22 protein-coding genes are annotated in these 23,567 nt (G+C 37.6%); 6 read left to right on the top strand and 16 right to left on the bottom strand.

Going from position 1 to position 23,567, the window contains the following annotated elements; genetic code table 11:
• Positions 1 to 463: 463 nt before the first annotated feature.
• Positions 464 to 1,420, bottom strand: a complete 957-nt coding sequence (locus G8761_RS24925) for an acetamidase/formamidase family protein (RefSeq protein ID WP_166030647.1) — start codon at positions 1,418 to 1,420, stop codon at positions 464 to 466.
• Between the two features lie 408 nt (positions 1,421 to 1,828).
• Here G8761_RS24925 and G8761_RS24930 point away from each other — a divergent pair, with 408 nt between their 5' ends.
• Both G8761_RS24930 and G8761_RS24935 read left to right on the top strand, forming a co-directional pair.
• Complete coding sequence (locus tag G8761_RS24930) at positions 1,829 to 2,590, top strand: potassium channel family protein (protein ID WP_166030648.1); 762 nt, start codon at positions 1,829 to 1,831, stop codon at positions 2,588 to 2,590.
• Between the two features lie 86 nt (positions 2,591 to 2,676).
• Complete coding sequence (locus G8761_RS24935; RefSeq protein ID WP_166030649.1) at positions 2,677 to 2,886, top strand: hypothetical protein; 210 nt, start codon at positions 2,677 to 2,679, stop codon at positions 2,884 to 2,886.
• A gap of 297 nt (positions 2,887 to 3,183) precedes the next feature.
• Here G8761_RS24935 and G8761_RS24940 read toward each other — a convergent pair whose 3' ends face one another.
• Entirely contained in the window at positions 3,184 to 4,536 is a 1,353-nt protein-coding gene (locus tag G8761_RS24940) for a sensor histidine kinase (protein WP_166030650.1), read from the bottom strand.
• Positions 4,514 to 5,227 carry a response regulator transcription factor gene (locus tag G8761_RS24945; protein ID WP_166030651.1) on the bottom strand — a complete coding sequence of 238 codons (714 nt, stop codon included), beginning with the start codon at positions 5,225 to 5,227 and terminating at the stop codon, positions 4,514 to 4,516. Before G8761_RS24945 ends, G8761_RS24940 begins: the two co-directional genes overlap by 23 nt.
• Before the next feature lie 280 nt (positions 5,228 to 5,507).
• Here G8761_RS24945 and G8761_RS24950 point away from each other — a divergent pair, with 280 nt between their 5' ends.
• Complete coding sequence (locus tag G8761_RS24950; protein WP_166030652.1) at positions 5,508 to 8,627, top strand: efflux RND transporter permease subunit; 3,120 nt, start codon at positions 5,508 to 5,510, stop codon at positions 8,625 to 8,627.
• Positions 8,628 to 8,672: 45 nt separating this feature from the next.
• Here G8761_RS24950 and G8761_RS27965 read toward each other — a convergent pair whose 3' ends face one another.
• From G8761_RS27965 to G8761_RS25005, 12 genes are all read right to left on the bottom strand, one after another.
• Entirely contained in the window at positions 8,673 to 9,209 is a 537-nt protein-coding gene (locus G8761_RS27965) for a CBO0543 family protein (RefSeq protein ID WP_338001035.1), read from the bottom strand.
• A gap of 84 nt (positions 9,210 to 9,293) precedes the next feature.
• Entirely contained in the window at positions 9,294 to 9,446 is a 153-nt protein-coding gene (locus G8761_RS24955) for a DUF3934 family protein (protein WP_166030653.1), read from the bottom strand.
• A gap of 778 nt (positions 9,447 to 10,224) precedes the next feature.
• Positions 10,225 to 11,559 (bottom strand): thermonuclease family protein, encoded by a 1,335-nt coding sequence (locus tag G8761_RS27740; protein ID WP_275940737.1) that lies wholly within the window; start codon positions 11,557 to 11,559, stop codon positions 10,225 to 10,227.
• Positions 11,560 to 12,082: 523 nt separating this feature from the next.
• Entirely contained in the window at positions 12,083 to 12,652 is a 570-nt protein-coding gene (locus G8761_RS24965; RefSeq protein ID WP_166030654.1) for a nucleotidyltransferase family protein, read from the bottom strand.
• Positions 12,653 to 12,712: 60 nt separating this feature from the next.
• Positions 12,713 to 14,536, bottom strand: coding sequence for an amino acid permease (locus tag G8761_RS24970; protein ID WP_166030655.1), 1,824 nt, complete (start codon positions 14,534 to 14,536; stop codon positions 12,713 to 12,715).
• 316 nt (positions 14,537 to 14,852) lie between these two features.
• Positions 14,853 to 15,323, bottom strand: a complete 471-nt coding sequence (locus tag G8761_RS24975) for a spore coat protein (protein WP_243450148.1) — start codon at positions 15,321 to 15,323, stop codon at positions 14,853 to 14,855.
• A 48-nt stretch (positions 15,324 to 15,371) separates the two neighbouring features.
• A complete protein-coding gene (locus G8761_RS24980) occupies positions 15,372 to 15,662 on the bottom strand; it encodes a hypothetical protein (RefSeq protein WP_166030656.1) in 291 nt (96 codons plus the stop codon).
• A gap of 219 nt (positions 15,663 to 15,881) precedes the next feature.
• Complete coding sequence (locus G8761_RS24985; RefSeq protein ID WP_166030657.1) at positions 15,882 to 16,904, bottom strand: DUF3231 family protein; 1,023 nt, start codon at positions 16,902 to 16,904, stop codon at positions 15,882 to 15,884.
• Between the two features lie 274 nt (positions 16,905 to 17,178).
• Entirely contained in the window at positions 17,179 to 17,487 is a 309-nt protein-coding gene (locus tag G8761_RS24990) for a hypothetical protein (RefSeq protein WP_420800286.1), read from the bottom strand.
• Between the two features lie 249 nt (positions 17,488 to 17,736).
• Entirely contained in the window at positions 17,737 to 19,143 is a 1,407-nt protein-coding gene (locus tag G8761_RS24995; protein ID WP_166030659.1) for a S8 family peptidase, read from the bottom strand.
• A 101-nt stretch (positions 19,144 to 19,244) separates the two neighbouring features.
• Positions 19,245 to 20,003: a hypothetical protein gene (locus G8761_RS25000; protein ID WP_166030660.1), complete on the bottom strand. Its 759-nt coding sequence runs from the start codon at positions 20,001 to 20,003 to the stop codon at positions 19,245 to 19,247.
• A 646-nt stretch (positions 20,004 to 20,649) separates the two neighbouring features.
• Entirely contained in the window at positions 20,650 to 20,835 is a 186-nt protein-coding gene (locus tag G8761_RS25005) for a type Z 30S ribosomal protein S14 (protein WP_166030661.1), read from the bottom strand.
• A gap of 192 nt (positions 20,836 to 21,027) precedes the next feature.
• On the opposite strand from G8761_RS25005, the gene G8761_RS25010 reads away from it, so the two are divergent.
• Positions 21,028 to 21,171 (top strand): hypothetical protein, encoded by a 144-nt coding sequence (locus G8761_RS25010; RefSeq protein WP_166030662.1) that lies wholly within the window; start codon positions 21,028 to 21,030, stop codon positions 21,169 to 21,171.
• A gap of 341 nt (positions 21,172 to 21,512) precedes the next feature.
• Here G8761_RS25010 and G8761_RS25015 read toward each other — a convergent pair whose 3' ends face one another.
• The gene (locus G8761_RS25015) at positions 21,513 to 22,088 is read right to left on the bottom strand and encodes a GNAT family N-acetyltransferase (protein WP_166030663.1); all 576 of its coding nucleotides are present in this window, start codon (positions 22,086 to 22,088) and stop codon (positions 21,513 to 21,515) included.
• Between the two features lie 216 nt (positions 22,089 to 22,304).
• On the opposite strand from G8761_RS25015, the gene G8761_RS25020 reads away from it, so the two are divergent.
• Both G8761_RS25020 and G8761_RS27745 read left to right on the top strand, forming a co-directional pair.
• Entirely contained in the window at positions 22,305 to 23,138 is an 834-nt protein-coding gene (locus G8761_RS25020) for an aldo/keto reductase (protein ID WP_338001036.1), read from the top strand.
• A gap of 213 nt (positions 23,139 to 23,351) precedes the next feature.
• Positions 23,352 to 23,483 (top strand): hypothetical protein, encoded by a 132-nt coding sequence (locus G8761_RS27745; protein WP_275940738.1) that lies wholly within the window; start codon positions 23,352 to 23,354, stop codon positions 23,481 to 23,483.
• The last annotated feature ends 84 nt before the right edge of the window (positions 23,484 to 23,567 follow it).

Raw genomic sequence — 23,567 nt, forward strand, 5'->3', positions numbered from 1 at the left:
AGGGTTTGGATCACACCCCACAATTTTTAGTTGAAAACACTTGCATTTGATTTTACACAATTAATAGGACTTGACTTAAAACGGTGATCTTCCCCTTTGAAATTGTTTCAATTCCACCCAAAGTGTCTATCTCACCGTCTATTTTTGTAATTTTCCTGTAAATCTATTAAACTTTCCTTGAATTGCCTTAACATCAAGAATACAAATTGTACTCACCGTTTTGAGACTCGTTAATTTATCCTATATCTCTCTAAAAGGCATACTAATAAGGGTATACAAGATATTTCCTCCCTGTAAAAAATTCATTATTCAATATAGCTAGAGGGAGGTTAATAGGAAATATACCATTTTTGCTCTTTATTTTTTTTTTGGTAAAATCGAGCGTTTCATATTTTTTGGCTGCATCTTTTTCCTTATAAAAAAAAGCATGAGAAATCTCACGCTCTAAATAAGGGAATCTCTTTTATTTTTCCTCAATGGAATGGTTTATAGCACCATGTGGCAGGATGGCATGAACACCTTTTACCCGGTTTACTACCTGCGTGATTCTGAGGTCGACGCACACACTTGCCAACGCAGTAGCTTCCGTTTTTTCTAGCTGATACATCTCTTGAATCAGCTCTACCATTCCTTCAAGAGCCGTCGCGGCTGCCTGGTTTAAATCCTCATCAAAGCCAAAAGTTATCCACCCTGCCGGTGTGTGCGCCCGTGGCATTTTCAAGGGCACATCCTCCCTGACAGTAAGGGTTAAATTTGCTTTGTCAAAAGGTGCTTCAATTGCCTGCCCTGATACCTCACCGTCACCCTGCGCAGCATGGCCGTCGCCTGCAGAGAATAATGCGCCTTCTACCGCAATTGGCAGGTATAGGATGCTTCCTTCCACTAGTTCTTTACAATCAATGTTTCCGCCGCAATATCGGGGCGGAATGGTAGAATGTATACCTGGTTCAGCCGGGGCTGTCGCCATAACCCCCAAAAAAGGGCTAAGCTTAACAGTGAATTTTTGATCTCGAACTTTTGCAGTTCCTGTTTGGCTTTCATGGTCCAATTGCCAATTAAGAGTAATCTCAGAGTGTTCAGTAATAGCTAGTACTTTATTTTGCCAATTGGATTTCCCACCAGAACAATTCCATCCATACCAGCCTGGTTTTAATTCGTTTATTTTTACCTCCAGCGTTAATCCTGGTTTTGCACCCTCAACATAAAATGGCCCGATGATCGGATGTCCCCAAACCGCCTCTTTCTCTCTTGATTCATATCTAATTCGTTCTCCATTCTCCTGGTTATAACCCCACCCAATATCGGTTGTATTAAATTCCACCGAATCACCAGACTGTATGGTCAAGATTGGCTGATAATCCCTGCTGAATGATCCATGAAGATGCTGATTGCTTATGGTAAGTTGATGTGTTTTTGACATAAATATGCTCCTTAAATATGTATTGGCTATTACTTTAATTATTATTTAATAATAGTTCTTCATAGAATTCTATTTTCCTTTTTATATTTTACTATATTAGCTCCATTTTCTTTTTTATGATTCTCAGTAAAATGCTCGGTCCTTTTTCGAGCCAACTAGTACTTATACAGTCTTGTCTGGTGACACTTTGGAAGGCTGCTCAGAGATTTGGCGCAGCTGCTCAGGCTTTTATCTATAAAAGTCTAATCCAGCATTGTACCTTTATGTATAGCATTCCTGCAAAATAACCATAAAAGGTAAACAGATTCAAATCTGCTTACCTTTTTATTCTTTTTTTTACGTTTAGCCGATTTGCATCTTAGGGAATTAAAATTGTATCTGTATTTTCATAGACTAGGATGATCACTAATGGGATTTAGATTAAAAAAGCTAATATACTCTTTAATTAAGATAAGAGGAAAAGTCTTTTTTCCTTTTGTTATTTTCTACATATTAATAGCTGCACACATTATTTTGACGATTGAGCCTCAGACTTTCCATAATTATTTGACATCTGTTTACTGGGTGATTACCACACTATCAACAATCGGGTTTGGTGATTATGCTCCTGTCACGGCTTCAGGTAAAGCTTTTACTATTGTTCTATATGTCACAGGCATTGGCTTTGTCAGTGTGCTCATAGGAAAAATCATTCGTTCTATTTATAACATCGAAAAATTAAGAGTGGGTGGGAAAATGAAATACACAGGGAAAAATCATATTATTCTCATCGGCTGGAGTAATAAGTCCCGAGAAGCCATAGAAGAAATTTTAAAATCAGACAGTAAAATTGACATCGTCATTATTGATCATCTTGAAAAATCCCCTCTTGATGAAGATCGGCTTTATTATGTACGTGGAGATGCAACAGATGAAGAAACCTTAAACCGTGCAAATGTCTCTAAGGCTAAAGGAGTCATTATTTTTGCAGAAGAAATCTTTCCGGTAATCTATACACAGAAAGATCCATTACTCGTCGATGGCAAGACATTGCTTATTGCTACAGCTATCACTTCCATAGAAGAAAAAATGGGTATCTCCATTCATGTCACCGCTGAAGTAGTCAATGAGAAGCATATTCGTTATTCGAGCATGTTAAGGTCGACGAATTTATTCCAACCCAGGAAATGATATCTCATGCCGCCGTAAGATCCTTATTCTCACATGGTGTCACACATCTTTATTCTGAACTTATGAGTACACAATATGAGGAAAGCGTGTACGAAATTCCGAAAAAAGATGAATGGTTAACCTATCGGGATGCTTTTATGGATTTGCTTAATAAGGGAGCAACACTGGTAGCCAATCAGGGGAACTTAAATATTAATCGAAAATTGGATGAGCGCATTCCCGAAAATGCACAGCTTCTCGTTATTTGTGATAAGAAAACTATTGCTCTTTTAAATAATGAAGTAAGTTATAAATAATATGATTATGTAAACTTTGTTCGTTTACTAAATTATTGTTTAGTAAGCCCCAAGCTGAAAATTCATAAATATATTTAACTCGCCCTTTATCTCCTTCTCATGTAAGAATATGACCCGTTTCCAGAACGGGTCACCCCTCTTTCTCCTTCTTTCAAGTTGCTTTTTTAAGTATTACACCTTTTGTGCGTTCCTGATAAAAAATGATCCTTCACTTGAAAAGGCTCCCTTATTTTTGTGATAAACTTTGGTAATCGTGCCTGTTGTAAAATCAACAAAAAATATACTCTTTGGCTTACATTATCGTATAGGAAGAAAGAGTTTAACAGTAGTCCCTTCACCTTCTATACTATCTATTCTTATTTCACCTTTGTGCAGATTCATTATACTTTTGGCAATATGCAGTCCCAGACCCGTCCCACCGGTTTCCCTGCTTCTTGCCTTATCCACACGGTAAAAACGCTCAAAAATATTATTAATCTCGTCCTCTGGTATCCCAAACCCATAATCCTTCACAGATACACATACATTTTGTTCGTTCTTTTCAAGAAAAACATCTATTTTGTCAGTGCTGTATTTCATGGCATTGTCTAATAATATGATAATAACCTGCTTGAGCTTTAATTCATCAGCATGGATTATCAATGGATTATATTCAAAATGAAGGCTTATTTCCCTTCTGTACACATTTTTAAACTGCTTTAAAATATTCTCACATAGAGATACCACATTTATTTCCTTTAACTCTAATTCGGTATCCTTCTCCAAAGTTGCTAAGTCAAGAAATGTTTCTGTCATTTTTTGAATTCTCGTTGCTTCAGAATAAATCGCTTCGATTGCTTCGTTTGCCATCTCTTTATCTTCCACGCCATGCCTTCTTAGCAGGTTGGCGTAACTCTTAATAACAGTAAGCGGTGTTTTTAACTCATGTGATGCATCCGAAACAAATTGTGATTGCCTCGCCATATTTTCCTGAAGCCTATCAATCATACCATTGAATGTTTCAGCCATGGTTTGAAGCTCGTCCTTTGTTTCGTCTTGAATGTTTATTTTTTTAGGGACTCCACTCTTTTGTATTTCTTCCATGGTATTAATCATGCTGGAAATCGGCCTCATTATGATGTTTGCCAGCCACCTTCCACCAAGGAGAGAAAAAATAGCAGCTAAAATGGTACAGAAACCTAAAATAGCCCGAAGCATTTCTTTTCTTGTTTCAAGTCCTGTTAATCGTTCACCAATTTCCAGACTGCTCTTTCCATTTTTCATGGGAATACGAACAACTAAAACTTCCTCCTCCCCTTTTTCTGCTGTAATCAAGCGGGATTGTGATTGTTTTGTCTCCGTATATTTACCTTTTATTTTTTTAGACAGTAATGGATCATTTGATACTTCCAAAGTCTTTTTGTTACCTGGTTCCATTATTCGAATATAGGAATGAATAGTCAGGTAATCTCTAATTTCTCCCTTCACTTCAACCGAAGAGGGAGCAGTATGAAGTTCTTTTAATATGTCTGCAGCTTTCTGATATTGCATATCTTCTTCCATATTTAGAGTGGTTTTCATAAACAATAAGAACACAACGGTATTTATTAAAATCATAATGCAAAGCATCCAGACAGTAGTTAAAAGATTAATTTTTGTGGTGATCTTCATCCTGCTTCTCCTTTATTGTAAAACCAATACCTCTTACCGTTGTGATTAATTGAGTTGAAAATCCCTCATCAACTTTTTTTCTTAGGTGTCTTATAAAGACATCTATAACATTTGTTTCTCCTTCATACTCGAATCCCCAAACATTGACTATAATACTCTCTCTTGTCACTACTTTATTTTTATTGATGATTAAGTAAACCAGCAGATCATATTCCTTTGGTGTTAACGTAATAGAAACCCCGTTCCTATTCACTTCCCTCGAATCCATGTTGATCGTTAAATCCTGAACGGTTAAAAGAGACTCTTCTTCTTCGTGTCCCCCTGTTTTAGATTGATTTCGAATAGAAGCACGAATACGGGCTAGCAGTTCTTCAATTTCAAAGGGCTTTGTTACATAGTCATTCGCTCCATGATCCAGTCCTGCTACTTTATCAAAAGTAGTATTACGTGCGGTTAATAGTATGACTGGAGTAACTTTATCTTCTCTTCTTAGCCTTCTCAATACTTCGATCCCATTTAATTCAGGAAGCATAACATCCAATAATATAAGATCTATCTGTGAATTTAAAGCGGTTTCTAATCCGGCTTTTCCATTATGTTCAACTGTCACTTGGTATCCCTCATACTCTAATTCCACTTTTAGCACACGAGCTATTTGTACTTCATCCTCGATAACAAGAATATGTGTCATGCTAGCGTTAGCTCCTTCCAGTACTCTATAAAAAATTTAAACCAGAATTTCTTTCCATTTATTATTAATTGAACTCTCTTCAATTTAACACTTTTTAAAATAAAATTTTCCATCTTAATGAATTATTAATCTTTTATTAAGAAAACAAACAAGGTGCTTGTATATATTTAGATTACCCAGCTGGGATGACGTTATTAAACAGTAACTCTAGCTGGCAGCTATTAGCTCTAAATTATTACAATGCAATAATTTTCAGTTTTTTTAATTAGGGAGGCACAAAATGAAAAGATTAGTTGAAGGAACCATGCAAAGGGCCATACTCATGATTGTGTGTGTTGTTATTATCCTTGCATGGGGCGGGATATCCGCATTCCAAATGCAGCGTGACTATTTGCCGGGGATTACCAATACAACCCTTTCTGTTAGTATGAGGGTGCCAGGATATCAAGCTCCTCAAGTAAAACAGCAGGTAACCGATAATCTTGAAAGTGCCGTTAAAGTAGTAGATGGTTTATCGAATGTGGAAACCACTTCATACGATGGCGGATTATTTATGAGTTTATATTTTCCAATGAATACAGACATGAAACAAGCCGAGGATCAGGTTAATAAGGCACTTGCCAATGCCGACCTTCCTCAAACGATTACAAGTACTCCTTCTGTAACACGATTAACAACAAGTTCATTTCCAATTTTGACTTATAGCATTTCAAGTAAGAATTTAGATGAACAAACGCTTCGTTCTAATGCCCAGCAGGAAATCGTAAGGCAATTAAAAACCGTTCCTGGTGTAGCTGATGTTTCTGTATTCGGCGGAGCTAAAGACGGATATGTATTAACCGTTCGTATGAAAGACCTTGTTAAAAATGGATTGACCCTTGATGATGTAAATAAATCCTTCTCTTTATCCGTACCATCCATGCCTCAGGGTAACATCGTAAACAATCAATTATCGATTCCTGTTTCATTTGATGGGCTGAAATTAACACAGCAGCAAATGGAAAACTCAACAATCAAGAATAAAGAAGGTAAAACCATTCCTGTTTCAGCGTTTGCTACTATTACTCATTCTTTAAATGATGTTAAAACCGTCTCCAGAACTAATGGGGTGCCAAGTGTCCAATTGAATGTAATTAAGACACCATCAGCTAATATTACAGATGTAGCAAACCAGGTAAAAGATAGGGTTTCTCGTCTTCATTTGGATACAATAAACCCTAAAGATGTTTCATTCCAGGTTTTACTGGACAGGGAAAAAGAATTAAACAGCTCACTTTTCGGATTAGTACGTGAAGGTTTACTCGGCTGTTTATTCTCAATGATATGTGTGTTCTTCTTTTTCCGGAACGTAAGATCCACACTATTAATTGCAATTTCACTGCCAATTTCACTGCTGGCAACTACAGCTGTTTTAAAAACAATGGGCATTACTCTTAATATTTTAACCGTTTCAGGCTTGATTGTTGCAATGGGACGTATTGTCGATGACTCTATTGTTATATTAGACAATATGTACCGCAGACGGGAAGAATCAACAGATAAATCAATACTTTCCCTTCTTGCATCATCCGTTACAGAAATGATTCCTGCAATTTTGGGGTCAACTTTAACTACAATTGCGGTTTATATTCCAATCGCATTCGTGGGCGGTGTAATCAGTGCCTCATATAGCGGTTTTGCCTGGTCTGTTGTTATTGCATTAATCATTTCCTTCTTTGTAGCGATGGTGGTTATCCCTGCTCTTGCTTTTATGGGCTGGAAAGGCGGCAATACTTCTAAAAAGACGGTCAGACTTGATTCTGCAATGAAGCCAGTATTGCAATCAGCTTTTAAACACAAGAAAGCTATGATTATTGTTTCTATTCTGGTATTTTTGGCTGCAGGAATATATTCTGCATTTCTTCCAATAAGCTTACTGCCTAGCGGAAAAATTGGACAAATTTCCATTAAGGCCGAATTGCCTAAGGGTAGTACTTTAATTCAAGTAGATTCTGAAGTCCAAAAAATTGAAAGAACATTAAAGGATAATCCAAAGATAGATGCGTATTCTTCGAATTTTGGTTCTACCATGACACCGCAAAGTGATGATGTTTTTGACCAGGGTGGCGGATTTATAACCTACCCAAATGTGGCGAACCTTTCTGTTGTATTGAAAAATGACAAGGATGCTGATTCAGTTATTAAAAAGCTGCAAAAACAGCTTCCTTCACTATCTAAAAATGTCATTTACACTGTAACAAGCCAGAATATCTCTGGTGACGATTCCCAAATGCGCATTCTATTCACTGGTTCAGACCAGGTTACATTGGATAAAACAGCACAGCAGGCAAGAAATAGTCTATCGAAAATTGCTGATTTAAGCGTAGACGGAAAAGTTGATTTAACAAATGGTTCTCCTAAATACAAGGTTGCATTTGATCAAAATGCAATCCAGGAAAAAGGTGTTAAAGTTCCCGACATTTTAGGAGTGGTTAATCGCTATATGTCCCAATCTAAGGATGCAACCATTACGGTTGACCATAAAGCATTACCTGTGGACCAATATTTGGACCAAATTGCTTCTGGAACCAATTCTAATATTACTTTAGTGGCTACTGCAAATGATGTTTTAGCTGCACTTGCTGCGGAAATTTTTAAAGGAAATAATGGAGAAATGGTTCGATTTGATCAAATAGCTAAAATTTCAAAGGATCCATCCCCTTCTACTATTAGTGAAAGAGACGGTCAGCCTTTCTCTCTTGTGACTGCCCAGATTACTTCTAACGATATTAGCAAGGTTTCGAACCAAGCGGACAAAGCTCTAAGCAGCTTGAAGCTTCCAAAGGATGTAACTTATTCATTAGGCGGAATCTCTGAGCAAGTAAAACAAATGATATTTGATATGTCCATTGCCGTAGCATTCTCAATTTTATTAGTTTTGCTTATTACCTCTTCTATTTTCAAAGGCTGGAGAGCACCACTTGCAGTTCTGCTAAGCATTCCGCTTGCTTTAAGTGGTGTCATAATTGCACTAATATTGTTCCATGGAGAATGGAACCTGGCAGCATTAATCGGAATTCTAATGCTTACAGGTATAGTCGTTACTAATGGTATTGTGTTAATTGATAAAATCGAAAGAAATCGAAAAGAAGGAATGTCTGTAAAAGAAGCTGTATTATCTGGCAGTCTGTCAAGGATCAGGCCAATTTTAATGACAGCCGCAGCAACAATTCTAACTCTGTTGCCACTAGCTTTTTCCCATAATGCCGATACCGTGATTTCACAAACACTTGGTATCGTCGTCATTGGCGGTATGGTAACATCCACGATAAACAGCTTTATAATTATTCCGATTATTTACGAGTGGCTGCATAGAAAATATGAAAAAAAGGAATCTGATTCTGTTAAAAGTGCAAGCTAAAAAATGGCCTGGAGATATTCTCCGGGCCATTTTCTTTTTTAATAGTTAATCCTGAAATAAACCTCTATTCTTTCTGATTCGCCTGAACAATTCTATAAACAAGCGGGAAATTAACGACTTAATCGTTAGGCTAAAAAAAGAATGATATCCCTTCCATCCTTTATGCCATTTAATTAAATTTGTTTTTTGTACAGCCCAATGTTCAAGAAAGTACATAGGTCCCATAAATAGAAATAATTTCCTTAATATTAAAAATGGCCTGTCCTTCAACGTTATTTGATTAAATAGCACAGTAAATAACGGATAAACCAAGAAATCAAATAATACATTTATTTTCACTTTATTTGGAAATAAGCGTACTGGATAGGTGATTATTTTATACTTTACGAGAAGTTTATCTAAAAAGCCGTTTGTAATGGCATTCATTAGATAAACGTAAATCCAAACCTTGATGGGACGTTTCCTTAAAATAACTGGAAAGAAAAGTAGTAAATATAAGAACAGAACCCCACTTAAAAAATTCTTTTCGAAATGTCCTTTCTTCACTAGAAAAGCCCCCTCTTTCCTTATGATACCCCCCATTTATTCCTTTTTATGTATAAACCAGACTGTTTTTAGAGTACAAAAAAAGTTGCCTATATGGCAACTTCTATATCTTTTGTTTATTTAATTGGAGTCTTCTTGCCCTTCCGATTGTTTAACTCTTTTACTTACATAAGGTTTAGCACTTTTAGCCTTGTTCGCACTCGTCTTCCAGCGATTCCAGCCCTTCTTACCGGTTCCTCTGCCCGTTCCGCCTTTACCCTTTGCCGCACTCATATAATACCTCCGTTATGTATACTTTTTCTTAGAAAAAATCTGATAACCAAACGGTTCCTAAATGATTAGATAAGAGAAAAAACTCCATGTACCACCTTCATAACTGGAAAGCTTATTAGATAAAACTCCAATTTGGATTAATCTATATTATATTTCCCGTAATAAGATTTCCTGAATCTCTTACTCCGCTTCTTTTTATAAATGTGTGTACTGAACTGCCAACATTCCCGTTGATCAGCTATCCCTTTTTTCCATAATTGTTTTTGCCTATTTTTTCAAAATGAGTCTGATAATTTATATTTACAGAACAGTCTGCAATGTCCAGCACCCAACACTTTCAAAACGTCTGTTTTTATATCATACATTTTTTCATCAGACTTTACACTGATATTTTATATCTATTTATTTCGTTACTCTCGTTAAATATATTATTTGGTATAATTCCATAAAATTTCAATCGAGCTGCTTTCTTTCCAAATGATTTAATCTCAGCTCTTAGTTGTTTGTTTCTCTCTTCTTCGTGACACTGAATCCATTTTATTAGCATATTTATCCCCTACAATCACTATTTTTTCAGTGGAATTAAAATTGCAGAAACATTTAAGATTGATTTTTATTCATCTTCCATCCATTCAACTTTATATCCCATCCGGCGATGAAGCTGCTTTTTCCCTTAAATTTAAGATCCATTTACAGATTCGTGAATCCCTATCTTAATTGGAGTTCTGATTAGATATATAAGATAAAAAGAAAGCGCAGGGAAATCCCTACGCTCCAATTATTGTTCACAAGCATAATTATCTTTGTCCCGGTCCATTTTGGACTGATAAGCAGGATGGCCAGCCGGAACACCATCTGGATATTTCTTACGTAATTCCGTACAGTTAGCAAATATCTCCGTTCCATTGCTTGGAGGTGTGTTAGGAGCAGCAGCAGGAGGAGTTGTCGTTTTAGGTTTTGTTGGTACAGGAGCCGGTTTTTTTGCTGGCGCTGATACACAACCATTGAATCCAGCAGCACTTGCAAAACCTGGCCGTGACCAGATATTTAGTTTCTTCGATTTTGCAATATTTTCAGCCTGCCTGTATTCATCAAGATATTTATACGGTGGGTAATAAATATACGCTACTCGTGCATAACCTTCCTTCAGTAATGACTCCTGAACAGAAGCGCCGTTTACAAAAACATAGGCCAATAAACGGCCGTACCTGTCTGTTTTGTTATGTTCTTCAAACTCCATAGTAAGCTTTCCGCTATTAACCAATTGCTTGTTTCGGTTGTAGGCCTCCTGTGCAAAAAGCTGCACACAAGTATTGGGCTTCTTTTCTTCCGGTGTATCCACAAGGAGATAACGAATGGTTTCTACTCTGCCATTGTAGTTTACCTTAATCGTGTCACCGTCAATAGTTTCAACCAATGTAGCAGGGACTTGGTTAGAACTCTGAGCCGGCTTTGTTGGAGCCGGAGTGCTTTTATTTGTACTCGTCTTGCCAGGTGCTGGCGCTACTACTATGGTTTTGGAGGTCTTTCCTTCATCTTTAGTTCCAGTTTGTTTATTGTTGCCCTTTTTCTCTGTTTCTTTTGTTTGTTGGTTTTCAGATGTCTTTTCCTTTATCTTATCGCTTTTCGTATCATTTTCAGCATTTTCGCTTGCGATTTGTTCTTTCGTCGGACTTATCCTCTTGTCTTTAGCAGCCTGATTTGTTCCTGATTGTGGTGCATTTGCAAAGAAAACAATTGTTAACACAAACATTGCTGCACACAAACCCATGAACCTTTTCCACAGACTTCTTTTTCTTACCAATAGGATAAGAGCTGTAATTAGAAAATATAAAAATAAAAACAAACTTAAAATTGCAAGGGTAGTGGTCCACTCTTTCGAAGCAAACCAGGCAATAGTTAAAATTAAGCCGTTGAATAACCCCGCAAACGGCCAGTAAAGAGGCATACCCCTTTTCTTGCTAGTCGCTATAAAAACAATACTTGTAATGATGGCGATGAGTCCAATGATTCCTAAGGCGTTAAATACGGACCATTTTAGAAGCTGATAGATTAACGCAAGCACTACTACTCCGACAATGATTGAAAGACATCCAGATGTACCTTTTCCCATTTTTGTTCCCCTTTCATTTCATGTTCGTTGGATTCCCCTAAAATTCTATGAAACCTCTTTGATTAGTGGGTTTCTACTATTATTATACAGTAAATGCTATTTTCTTTTTGCATTTTTTTACAAATGATAGTGGGGCGCTTGGATCAATTTTCCTTTTACTCATATTGGTTTAAAAGAGGCAGTGAAACATTATTTAGACAGACATTAAAATAAAAAAGAAAGGAAGGTACACCTTGGAGCAGATACTAGAAGAAATTTTGCACCTAGCAAGAAGTTACATAACCAAAAACATAATAATCTAAGTAAAGACTTGACATGAATAGTGGCTTTACACGTCTAAAAAACAAGTTAAAAGGAAAACCACAAGTCTACTAATCATTTGAAAAATTCCCGCCAAACACGAAACCGGAATTAGAACTGTAAAAAAAGTCCTCATAAATAAAAAACAGAGAAGGGCTTCCCGATTTTTTTCGGGAAGCCCTTTTTATGCCATTATAGGAGAATCTAACTTTGTGTAAAAATTCTAATCGTGATATACCTTTATCCTTTGCCAAATGCAACTCCATTTTTTTCTTTCAACCCTGTTCTCAAAAATTTTCCTTCCTTCACTTGTTCTTGAAAAGAATGGAGTTGGTCTCACCTCTAATAAGATTACATCCCTTACTCCCCATGGAGCGGCTAATACAAGTCTATCCTTCTCATCCAGTTTAACTCCAAGCGCAGTAACGGTTTCAGGGAATTTTGATATTCCATCAATGGAGGACGAATAAGGGTCCCTACTATTTACTTTATGCATTCTAGCCTGGTTTTTTACCGACCAAGGCACATTAGGAGAAATGGATTTTAGCTTCCGCTCCCATTGTTTTTCTATTGCTTCATCTGCGAATTCAGGATCAAAGTAGATCACATCAACATCAGGCAGAGGGGTTCTTTCATCAAAGCCGTGAAGAACATCCCATATTTTTGAACGAACGAACCCCGCACATATCCACCAATCCGGTAAACCCAGGTTTTTTACTGTCTTTAAAATATCCATCATCCATTTATCTTTTATAATCATATGTATAATATCTTCTTCTGTTTTTAATTCCATATATTAACACCTCCTTCGCTCTATTTTATCATTAAAAAGGAGCCTGAATCGGCTCCTGGTTTATTTTTTAAAATGATATGGAAGGGTTGTAACGATGACATTCCTTCTATATAAGAGATAGGCACGTATCAACAAGCTGGATTGATTATGCAAAAAGTTGTGCCAAGGCTTTTTCGGAATAAATTGTGGAATCAGCACGCTTACCCAATAATTAGCCTCTCTTGCTTTATATTCCACAGTATCTATAAATTTTCTCAAGGGTGTAATAATACTTCTATAATGAGAATGCAGTGTTACAAGCCTCACTTCAGGATGCCATTTTTTCCACTTTTCCTCAAATACATGTTCATCTTCCCTTTCAAATGCCACATACACAGCGATAACCTGATCTGTTATCGTCTGTGCATAAGCAATAGACTTACCTACAGCCTCTGTTATTCCCGATACCGGGATAATAATTACATTGCCATCAATTTTAGGAATCACGGCGTCTGGTTTTATTCTCAGCTGTTCTCCCACCGAATCATAGTGTTTTTTCACTTTATGAAAAAATATAACAATGAGAGGTAGGAAAATTAAAACGGGCCAAACTTGCGAGAACTTAGTAATAAAGAAAATCATCATAACAATGAAGCTTATGACGGCTCCCACCAGGTTTGATATCAGCTTAGGAATCCAGCCGCTTGGCTTTTCCCGGATCCATTTAACAATCATTCCAGTCTGTGAAAGGGTAAACGGGATAAATACCCCTACCGCATAAAGAGGGATGAGGTGTTCTGTTTTTCCTTTAAAAATGATAATTAAAACAATGGAAGCAAGAGCCAAGGTAATAATTCCGTTTGAATACCCCAAACGGTCCCCTCTCATTGTGAACATTCGAGCGAAATATTTATCTTTTGCTAAGTTAAAGGCGAGTAACGGGAAGGCCGAGAAACCAGTGTTCGCTGCCAAAACCAAGATAAGAGCAGTCGTCCCCTGGATAAAATAATAGACAAAATTTCTTCCAAAGGTATCTGTGGCAATTTGTGAAACGACCGTTTCGTTTTCTTTCGGAGCCACCCCATAATAGTAGGCTAGGTATGTTATGCCTGTAAATAATATTGCAAGCAAGGTTCCCATAAGAATTAAGGTTTTAGCTGCATTATTGGGAGCAGGATTCTTAAAGTTTGGAATCGCATTAGAAATGGCTTCAACCCCGGTAAGGGCTGAACATCCGGAAGCAAAGGCTCTTAACAGCAAAAATAAGGAAATACCCATTACAGGAGTACCAATTGGTGCATGAAGCTTCGGTGAGATATCACCTGTCATAATTTTATAAAGGCCAAAACCAATAAGAATGACGAGCGCAACCACAAATAGGTAAACGGGATATGCAAGCACAGTTGCTGACTCAGTGACTCCTCTTAAATTCAAGATTGTAATACAGATTACCAATACAACAGCAATTAACACCGTATGAGGGTGCATTGACGGAAAAGCTGATGTAATGGCATCGGTACCTGCAGAAACACTTACTGCTACTGTTAATATATAATCTACAAGCAATGATCCGCCAGAGATCAATCCAGGATTGACACCGAGGTTTTCCTTCGAAACTACATATGCTCCGCCTCCGTGCGGATAGGAAAAAATAATTTGCCTGTAGGAAAGAATTAATGCTGTTAATAATATTAGCACCCCGATTGCAATAGGTATCGAGTACCAAAATGCAACCGTACTAACTGTCACAAGAACCAGTAATATTTGTTCTGTACCATACGCTACTGACGATAAAGCATCAGAGGAAAGTATCGCCAGTGCTTTTAAAATATTAAGCTTTTGTTCCCCAGCCTCATGTGTTTTTAGTGGTCGGCCGATTAATAACCGTTTTATAGTAGAAACCACAACTCTTCACCTCAATCCAATGTGTACTTTCTGCATATATTACCCTTTTTAATAAAATGAAACCGTTGCCAAGCTTGCAGAAACACTACAGACTTCGAAGAGTAATATAATCATAATGCCAACGATTCCATTTTTTCGAATTCGAACTTTCGTTTCCGATAGGCAAAGAATAATAAAAAAAAACTCGGCTATTGCCAAGCCTTTAGGCGATGGCAGAGCCGCAGTTATCCTTATGCCGTCAGAATTTTTGAATATTAATTCTGGCTAGATAAAAAAAGCTGCCCCTTTCGGAGGCAGCCAGAATAGTTAATTTTCATTACAGAACGCTGATTCTAACAAGGAGTGCTACAAGAACTTGAAGCAACACTTGTACGTTTACAACCAGGTCATTATCAGTAGTGGTGATTCTTACACCTCTGGAGTTTTCTACAATTGTTTGCTGACGATTAACTTGTGCATTTTTTATGTTACCAAGAAGCTCTTGGGTTATTCTTTGAGCTCTGTCTCCGTCTGCAATAGAAATGCTGATAACTAAAGCAATGGCAGCTTGGATCGCTACTTGAACATTAACTGCTGCTTTGTTGTCAGTTGTACTAATTTCAACATCTGCAGAATCCTTAACTACGATTTGCTCGAAGGATTGCTGAATTGTTTCAATTTTCCCCTGAAGTTCCTGATTAACATCTCCCATATCCATTGGATGTGAAGACTGTGGATCTAAAGCAGTCCATTTTTTGTGTCCACAAGAAGATGATGATGATGATTCTGCCATAACACTTTCTTTCATTTTTTCATTCCTCCATATAATTTTTTTAAGGTGGCTTTGTGTGCCAGATTATTCTTTATTGTGTTTTGTTAAGTTTTCTACACTAGCTTGCAGATCTCTTAGTAAACTTTGAAGTTCTTGCTTTTCACGTGCACTAAGTTTTGGCTTTTGAGTGTCGGCACCGTGCCTTGCAAAAATGTTGTTAACTAAAAGATCAAGACTTCTTTGTGTAATAGAATCTGTCTGAAGAAACGGATTTTGTTCTGTATTTTGATCTGCATTTTGATCTACATTTTGATCTGGATTTTGATTTGTATGCTGAATTCTATTTCGTCTAGGAATAAAATTTCTACCTGCCACATAAACCCCTCCTTTGTTGTTGTTCTGTTTTAGAATATGTCCTATAAACCGTTCGTGTATGGTTGCTTGTACTAGTATAAATGCCCTTTTTCATGGAAATACGTCTATTATTGAATAAAATTTATTGGACAAACACTCAAATAAAAGGTTAAGCGCCAGTAGGAAATATGGAAGCTTTCGGGTATTTTATGAAAAATTAAAAAGCTGCCAAATGGCAGCTTAATTTGTTCTTTCCTTCTTAATAATTTTTTCCCTATCTGCAAATCCTGGGGGCTGTTCCATCCAGCCATGCTCTATAAGCTTGTTAACTCCATCTTCGGCGAATGCCATTGCCCTTGCTAAAAAGGATGAGTAAATGGCTCCTAAATCATGACGGACACTCATTGAGATGGCCACGCCATAGGCTGAAATCCCGAGAATGGAGATGCTGCTGACCAAGGTTAACATCAATTGATCGGAATAGGGGGCAGTAGTTGATTTTGTTACATTAGAATCCCAAGTCATTGAAGCGGGGACGTTGCTCTCCTGGAAAACGTCGTGTATTTCGTTAAGGATTTTACCACTCATCTGAGACCCTCTGTAAAAATAATCTCTTAACTCGGTTTCTTCAGCTACTTGGGCAAAGCCGATTAAAGTGGCTTTACCTATTTCATTATTAACACCCGTTAAATACAAATGGCTTACTTCAACTCCCAATAAAGGACGTCTTCTTCCAAAGAAGCCGGTAAGGAAATCCTGTTTTTTAATAAAATCAATCTCTGTAGGATAGCTCATATATGGAGGCCGAATAAAAACCCCCTTTGATTTCATTAATTCTGTTATTTTTTGATTAATCCCAACTGCCTGATGTATAAATGATTCATATAATTTCCGGATATCTTCTCGTGCAGAAATTGCTAAGGCAGCTGCATGCGAGGTTAATCCAAATTTACTCATATGCAGCATATATTCCATATAAAACATATCCGAAAAAAGTCTTGGAGCTGATAAATTTACATGCTCTTCTACAGGGAAGGCCTTTGGTTTAACTATTTTTTCTTTCATAAATAAGCCCTCTATATCTCGCAGATGTGAGGTGGCAATTTGAATAGTTTCTTTTAAATATGGCACTATTTCCTTGTCTTCTACAGTTTGAAGGAAATGAGTAAGTATACAAATCACTAAGCTATCGTTCATATAGGTATTCCATAAATTTGAAATTTCGGCCGATGTTAAACCTGTTTTACTTGCTTCATCATGCATCCCTTGGGCTCCCCTTAAAGTATCAAAGATAATAATTGCTTTATTAATATGGGTCAATTTACCGTGTTCTATGTAATAAAACAGAACTCCTATTTTTTTGATATTTATACAAGGAGAGAATAGGATGAAAACTACATGGATTTATATAAAGAGTGAACCTATCATACCGATACGAGAAAAACTAGACGGATAGATTGTTCAAAAATACAGGGTTAAGAATTTTTTAAACCAATCATTAAAGCGTTGGGCAAGTTGGATTTGCCATTGCTTTTAACTATTGTTTATACTCTGCATTATAGGAATTAGCCCCTGAATGAACGGATAGTAATGTATCCGCATATCCTACAAGCCTATTTACAATTTCATCTGATATGGCATATACGAGCCCAGTTACACCGTTGTCATGGAGGCCTGGATCATCAAAAATTATGGTAGTATTAATGAAAATATGCTTTGTATCATAAAGGTTATAGTGTATGATGGTTTTTCCTGCTGCCCCGCCGGTAACAGGATCCTTATAACTCGGTAAAAAAATATACCATTCTTCTGCCGTTGGAGATCGGAAATTTTTAGTGAAGGTCATTCCAGCTATTTCGTGTTGAATTTTCTCCTCAAGCTGCGAATCCCTTAAATCAATAACATTATCCTCCAAGTTAGACACCTTCTCTGTTATTGGTTATTTTAGTAGGAATAGCAATTGACATTGCGTTTTAAAAAGTCGACAAGAAGAATAGTTCTCCATTTTTAGCTCCAAAGAATTCGCCATAATATAATGAACTTTAAGTCTTTCTTATCCTCATATATGGTTTTTACCAAAAAATTAAAAAAGAAACTATCTTTTCAAAAACTTTTGCACCCACTCGCTAGCTCTTCCCATTGGATATCTTCTTTTGTATGCATATTGCAGCGCTCCGGCATTATTAATTATTCCGCTTCCATAGTATGGATCAAAGCCACTCTGCCCGGCTCCTTGTGTAGTCCTTGTTATAACATTAGCCACTTCATTGTTTTTCAAATTTGGATCGACTGAACGAATTAACCCTGCAAGAGCAGTAACATGCGGAGCAGCCATTGAAGTACCTGAAAGAGAGGCATACTGCCCATTAAAGAACGTACTTGCAATTTCAACACCAGGTGCTGCAACATCTACATAATTTCCATAGTTAGAAAAATCCGCTCTTCTCCCGTTCCAGTCCACAGCAGATACACCCACTACTCCAGGATAAGCTGCGGGATAACTAGGCTGATTGGTATTATCGTTTCCGGCCGCACATACAATCACAACATCCTTTTTCAAGGCATAATTAATAGCATCCCTCATGACTGCAGAGTTTTTATAATTGCCCAGGCTTAAATTGATCACATCAGCACCATGATCTGCTGCCCAGCGTACTCCCTTCGCAACATCAAATGAACCGCCTGCTCCTTCTGAATTCAGAACTTTTACAGGCATAATGGGGTTATACCATGTAATCCCAGCCACTCCTTTACGGTTGTTGGTGACTGACGCGATGATTCCGGCAACATGAGTGCCATGTCCATTATCATCATCGGCTCTGTTATTATTTTCAATCGCGTTATATCCTTTTGTTAAACGGTGGGCAAGATCCGGATGCGTCAAATCCACTCCGGTATCTACAACCGCTATTTTTACATCTTTTGATCCACGTGTTACTTTCCATCCGCCTTCAGTACCAATAGCCGGCAAATTCCATTGATAATTAAAGTAATATGTATCATTAATATCATTTTTCAAATAGATAAAATGGGGTTCAACAAAGGATACATTTTTTTGTTTTTTAAAATAATCAACCATTTCTATTGGTGATTGGCTTTTTGATTTAAAAATATAGGTATGATCCAGTTTTTCCTTTACTATGCCATCGATGTCCCTAAGAAAATACCCTAATGTGGTTTTGGAAGGCATTATTTCAAATTCAACGATTACTTCATGGTCGTAATAGTGGCTCTTATCCTGTTTATTATGATTAATCACCTTTATAGTAGGGTCGCTATTTAATCTCATGGTTAAATTTCTATTATCACTGATCGAGTCTACTCTCATGATATTGTAACCCTGCTGCAGGTTTTGTACCTGCATCTGTCTCATACCATCCTGATTATTAGTGTAAATTGGACTGGGAGTCGGGCTTTCTTGCTGCATTGACCTAAATGAAGCTGCCGCAAAAGCCCCTCCTCCTAAAATAAAAAATAGAATGATCCACGTTCTTATCCGCATATCCTGCACCTCTGTTCTCTTGTCATATATCAATAGAATGTTCCTTTCTCCATTAACATATGAATGAGAAAAAGCAGGAGAGTTATTCTCCTGCTTTCCAGTTAATCTGCTCTTCTTCGGTTTCTATTTAATCCCAATAATCCTAGTAATCCCAAAAGTCCAAGCCAGCTCCAATTGCGTCCGGCCCCACTTCCGTTTGTATTGTCGGCTCCCAATTGGTTCCCCGTTTGTAGCGGGAGAATATCAGCATTATTGGTAGTGCTCATATTTCTTGTTTGTCCAACATCAACCCTGTTACCGTAGGAAATGTACACATGGTGAACAGATGGATTCACTTTTCTAACCTGATCAGCGATTCGTTGGTCCAATCCAGAAGAAGCCTCGTGATACGCGGTATTCCTCATCACATTGTCTCCCGAATTATTATCCGGAACCCAGTCGTTTGTGCCAACTCCTGTATTTGTGATGGTTTGATTAGGCGTTTGGGTTCCAACACCCCTGGAGGATTTATAATCACTAACATTATTGCCCCCGCTTAGATTTGACCCTGAAGGATTATTATCCCTAATGCCCCAGGAACCAGTATACCGGCCATTATCCCTGTCACTGTCCCTAACATCGCCAGTATTATTAGCGTCCATTGCATTTGTTCTTGCATTTGTCCGATCGTTGGCAAGTTTTACCGAGACATATGCATTATTATTGCGGAAATCTACTCGGGCCCTTGTAACTTCTCTAAGGCTCTCCACATTACGAATTGCCGCTTTTTTCATTTGTCCCAGGGTCTTAGCATTGGTTACGTTATTGTCATTGGCACCATTATTACCAGTAATCTTGTTTGTTGTTTTAGTTATATTCATTCTGTTTGTATCAGTTGTTCCGTTTATATCAGGAACTCCCGCAGTTGTGCCTGTTCTATTTGTAACAGTTGTGTAAGGACTTCTGTTTACAGAGCCTTAGCAGACATACTGCTAAAACCTCCAAAAAAGACTAACAAGCATGCTAACAATTTGGTGAAAAATCCATTTTTCAAACAAACCCCTCCTTTAAAAATTGTACCCGGTTATTTTTTACAGCAAGAGGAAAGTTATTCGCTAATGGTTCTTTGTATTAAAAAAAAGGAACACCGTTGATTTTTATCTATGTAATAGTAGCATAAGAACGTTGAGACTCCTCGAAAGGCATACGCATTTAGGAAAATGCCTTTTTGGTGTCAAGCGGAAAAGCGGGTCAGAACTCGGAGAAAAGATTCTGAGGAGGAGGAAGTAGAACGGAGTGCCTTGTTCAGCACCAACAAGCGCTGAGGAACAGAAGATGGAGTCGTTCTTTACTTAACTATCAGGAATGAAGCATATTGAGGGGTCATCACAGAGGTTTGACAGAATTCAACCGCCCGCGGAAAGCGAGTATCTTGAGAGAATTACACACCAGCGTTATTTCTGTAAAGAGCTAAAAAATAAAAAACGCCTGCCCAAATGAGCAAACGTTGATATCTAAATATATATTTTACCAGCTGGCTTTTTTCACGCCAGGTATTTGACCCTTATAGGCTAATTCCCTAAAACAAATACGGCAAAGCTTAAATTTACGATAAACGGAATGCGGGCGACCGCAACGTTCACAGCGTGTATATTCCTGTACCTGATATTTCGGTGCACGCTTTTGCTTTGCAATCATGGACTTTTTCGCCATAATAAGATACCTCCTTTTTTTATGATGGCAGGAGAATTATTCTATTATAACTCTATTAATTAAAACTGTCCATGTAGGGAACTAGCTGCGGAAGTACTCCATTCCTATTGGTGGTCACTTTACAACAGTTGGCTTGAATAATACATTTCTAAATACCCTATCCTAAAAAGATAACACAGGAGGTGAAGCAAAATGGCAGAAAAAAGACCTGTATCCTACCAGGAAACTCTTGGCACAAAGACAGAGAAAATTCAAAAAGAGACAAGAACTCAAAACCAGAACGATCGCCCCAAGGGAAATAGTCTGGATCAAGCAAATGCAAACTTTCCTGAATAACTATGGAACAAAAGGCGCAAGCGCCCAATTTTTATGATGAAAGGCTAAATACGCCACATCCTGTGGCAACGCCTTTCTGACCCACTTCCTGTGGGCCTCCAACAGGCATAAGACGAATCACGTAGTCATCCTCGGAAAAGCTAAAGCTTTTCCTTCGTGCGATGGGGATGCTTTCGAAGCGTTCCTTGTCCTGATTTCTGAAGTGATTTGGCTTATGACCCCGAGGGGCTGGGCGCTGGAGCTGGATTACAATAACCTAGTTCGGAGTTTTCCACAAGGTGAAAATCTATAATTTCCTAACCGACAAAAAAAAGCAATCATGAACATGATTGCTTCCTTTTTTAATGATCCTTCAATAAATCAGAACCACTGTTATTTTCTTCAAACGTCAGCACTTCTTCAACTGGCTGATAGGATTCTCCGTAAAACTCCACATCCTTAAAGGTGTGAATGGTTTCATAGGTTTTTTTCATGGCATCGAAAATCTTTTCTTCTGATTCATGGTGAGGGGCCCAATAGAGAATTTCCATTTCGTTTATTTCTTTTGTTGCTAGAGACCGTCTTCTGTATCCAATAGATTGAGCATGTTCAAAGCCCTCTCTTTTATAAAAACGCAACCGTTTTTCGGAATCTGTATCCTCATAATTAACTGGTTCAACTTCAAGAATTATTGGCTTTCCTTTTTGTTTCAATTTTTCTAGTAACTTGTGTCCCAAGCCCTGCCCCCTCGTTTTGTCTGAAACAAAAAGATAATCAATAAACACAAAGGTATCAAATTCTGCATACATCAATACATGATTTTGCCCTTCATCCTTATGATATACTTCAGGGTGCTCCTTCAACAAAGCCTCCATATGTTCTTGCGACTTCATTTCCTCAATAGGGAAATATTGATTTAATTTTTCATACCAGTGCATATTTACGCCCCTTCTTTGCTGTATATTTCTTTATTGGTATCCTATACCCTTGTTTTCCTATGTGTAAAAGTCTTTAATAAATCATTTCTACCCAAGTATTTGTTAAATAGTGTCATTCCATTCAGCATGAGGAGTACACATTATTCAATCTCCAAAATTGATTCCTGCTAATGGGTTTTAATATACTGATTAATGTAGTTATATGTTGAGGAGGAGATTAATTTGAAAAGCCTGCAGGATACTACAACTCTACATAACGGAGTTAAAATGCCGTGGTTTGGTCTTGGAGTTTATAAGGTTCAGGAGGGAGAAGAAGCCCTTAAATCTGTTAAAGCAGCAATCAAAGCTGGATATAGAGCCATTGATACAGCTGCATTATATGAAAATGAAGAAAGTGTTGGCCAGGCAATTAAAGAATCTGGCGTTCCTCGTGAAGAACTTTTCATAACTACAAAAGTTTGGAACTCGGATCAGCGCAATGATTCTGTTATGGAAGCTTTTGAAACAAGCCTAAAAAAACTCGGACTGGAATATGTTGATTTATATTTGGTCCACTGGCCAGTTAAAGAAAAGTATAAGCAGACTTGGAAGGTTCTCGAACAACTTTATAAAGAAGGCCGAGTACGAGCAATTGGCGTCAGCAATTTTAATATCCGCCAATTAGAAGACTTACTTGCAGATGCCGAGATTAAACCGATGGTAAATCAAGTAGAGCTTCATCCTCTTCTATCTCAGCCTGAGCTTCGTAAATATTGCAAGAATCAGGAAATCCAGATTGAGGCATGGGCTCCATTGGGACAAGGAAGACTCCTTAAACACCCAGTCCTGACTGAACTTGCAGTCCGTCACAATAAATCCACTGCTCAAGTAATTTTACGCTGGGATTTACAAAATGAGATTGTTACTATTCCTAAATCCGTAAAAGAACATCGCATTATTGAAAATGCAGACATCTTTGACTTTGAACTATCAGCAAGTGATATAGAAAAAATCAATGCACTAAACGAAAACAAACGTTTTGGTGCTGATCCGGAGACTTTTAATTTCTAAAGGATCTTTCTGTAAACTTTATTATTAAACGAACCTTTCTGAAAAATGTAAATCCCCAAACTTGGTTTGGGGATTTTTTCTATAAACACTGATGAGTGAAATTCAATTTATCGAATGAAATTCTTTCCTCATCAACCACCTTGGAAATTGTAAGACAAAGGAGCATCATAACTCTATTAAAAACAGCCATACTATCAGAGGGAGGTGATAGAAATGGATGAAAAGAGGGAAAGCTTTCCAAACGTAAGCCTTAAGGGAAAACGGCTGATTCAAAAAGGCGATGGTGACAGCGGAGAGATGAGATATGGCGGCCATAATGCAGAAAACAAGAAGAAACAGAAATAATTTTTACAAGAACAAAAGGCGCAAGCGCCCTATTTTTATGATGAAAGGCTAAATACGCCACATCCTGTGGCAACGCCTTTCTGA

This window comes from Neobacillus terrae, assembly GCF_011393025.1.
Lineage (GTDB): Bacteria > Bacillota > Bacilli > Bacillales > Cytobacillaceae > Neobacillus_A > Neobacillus_A terrae.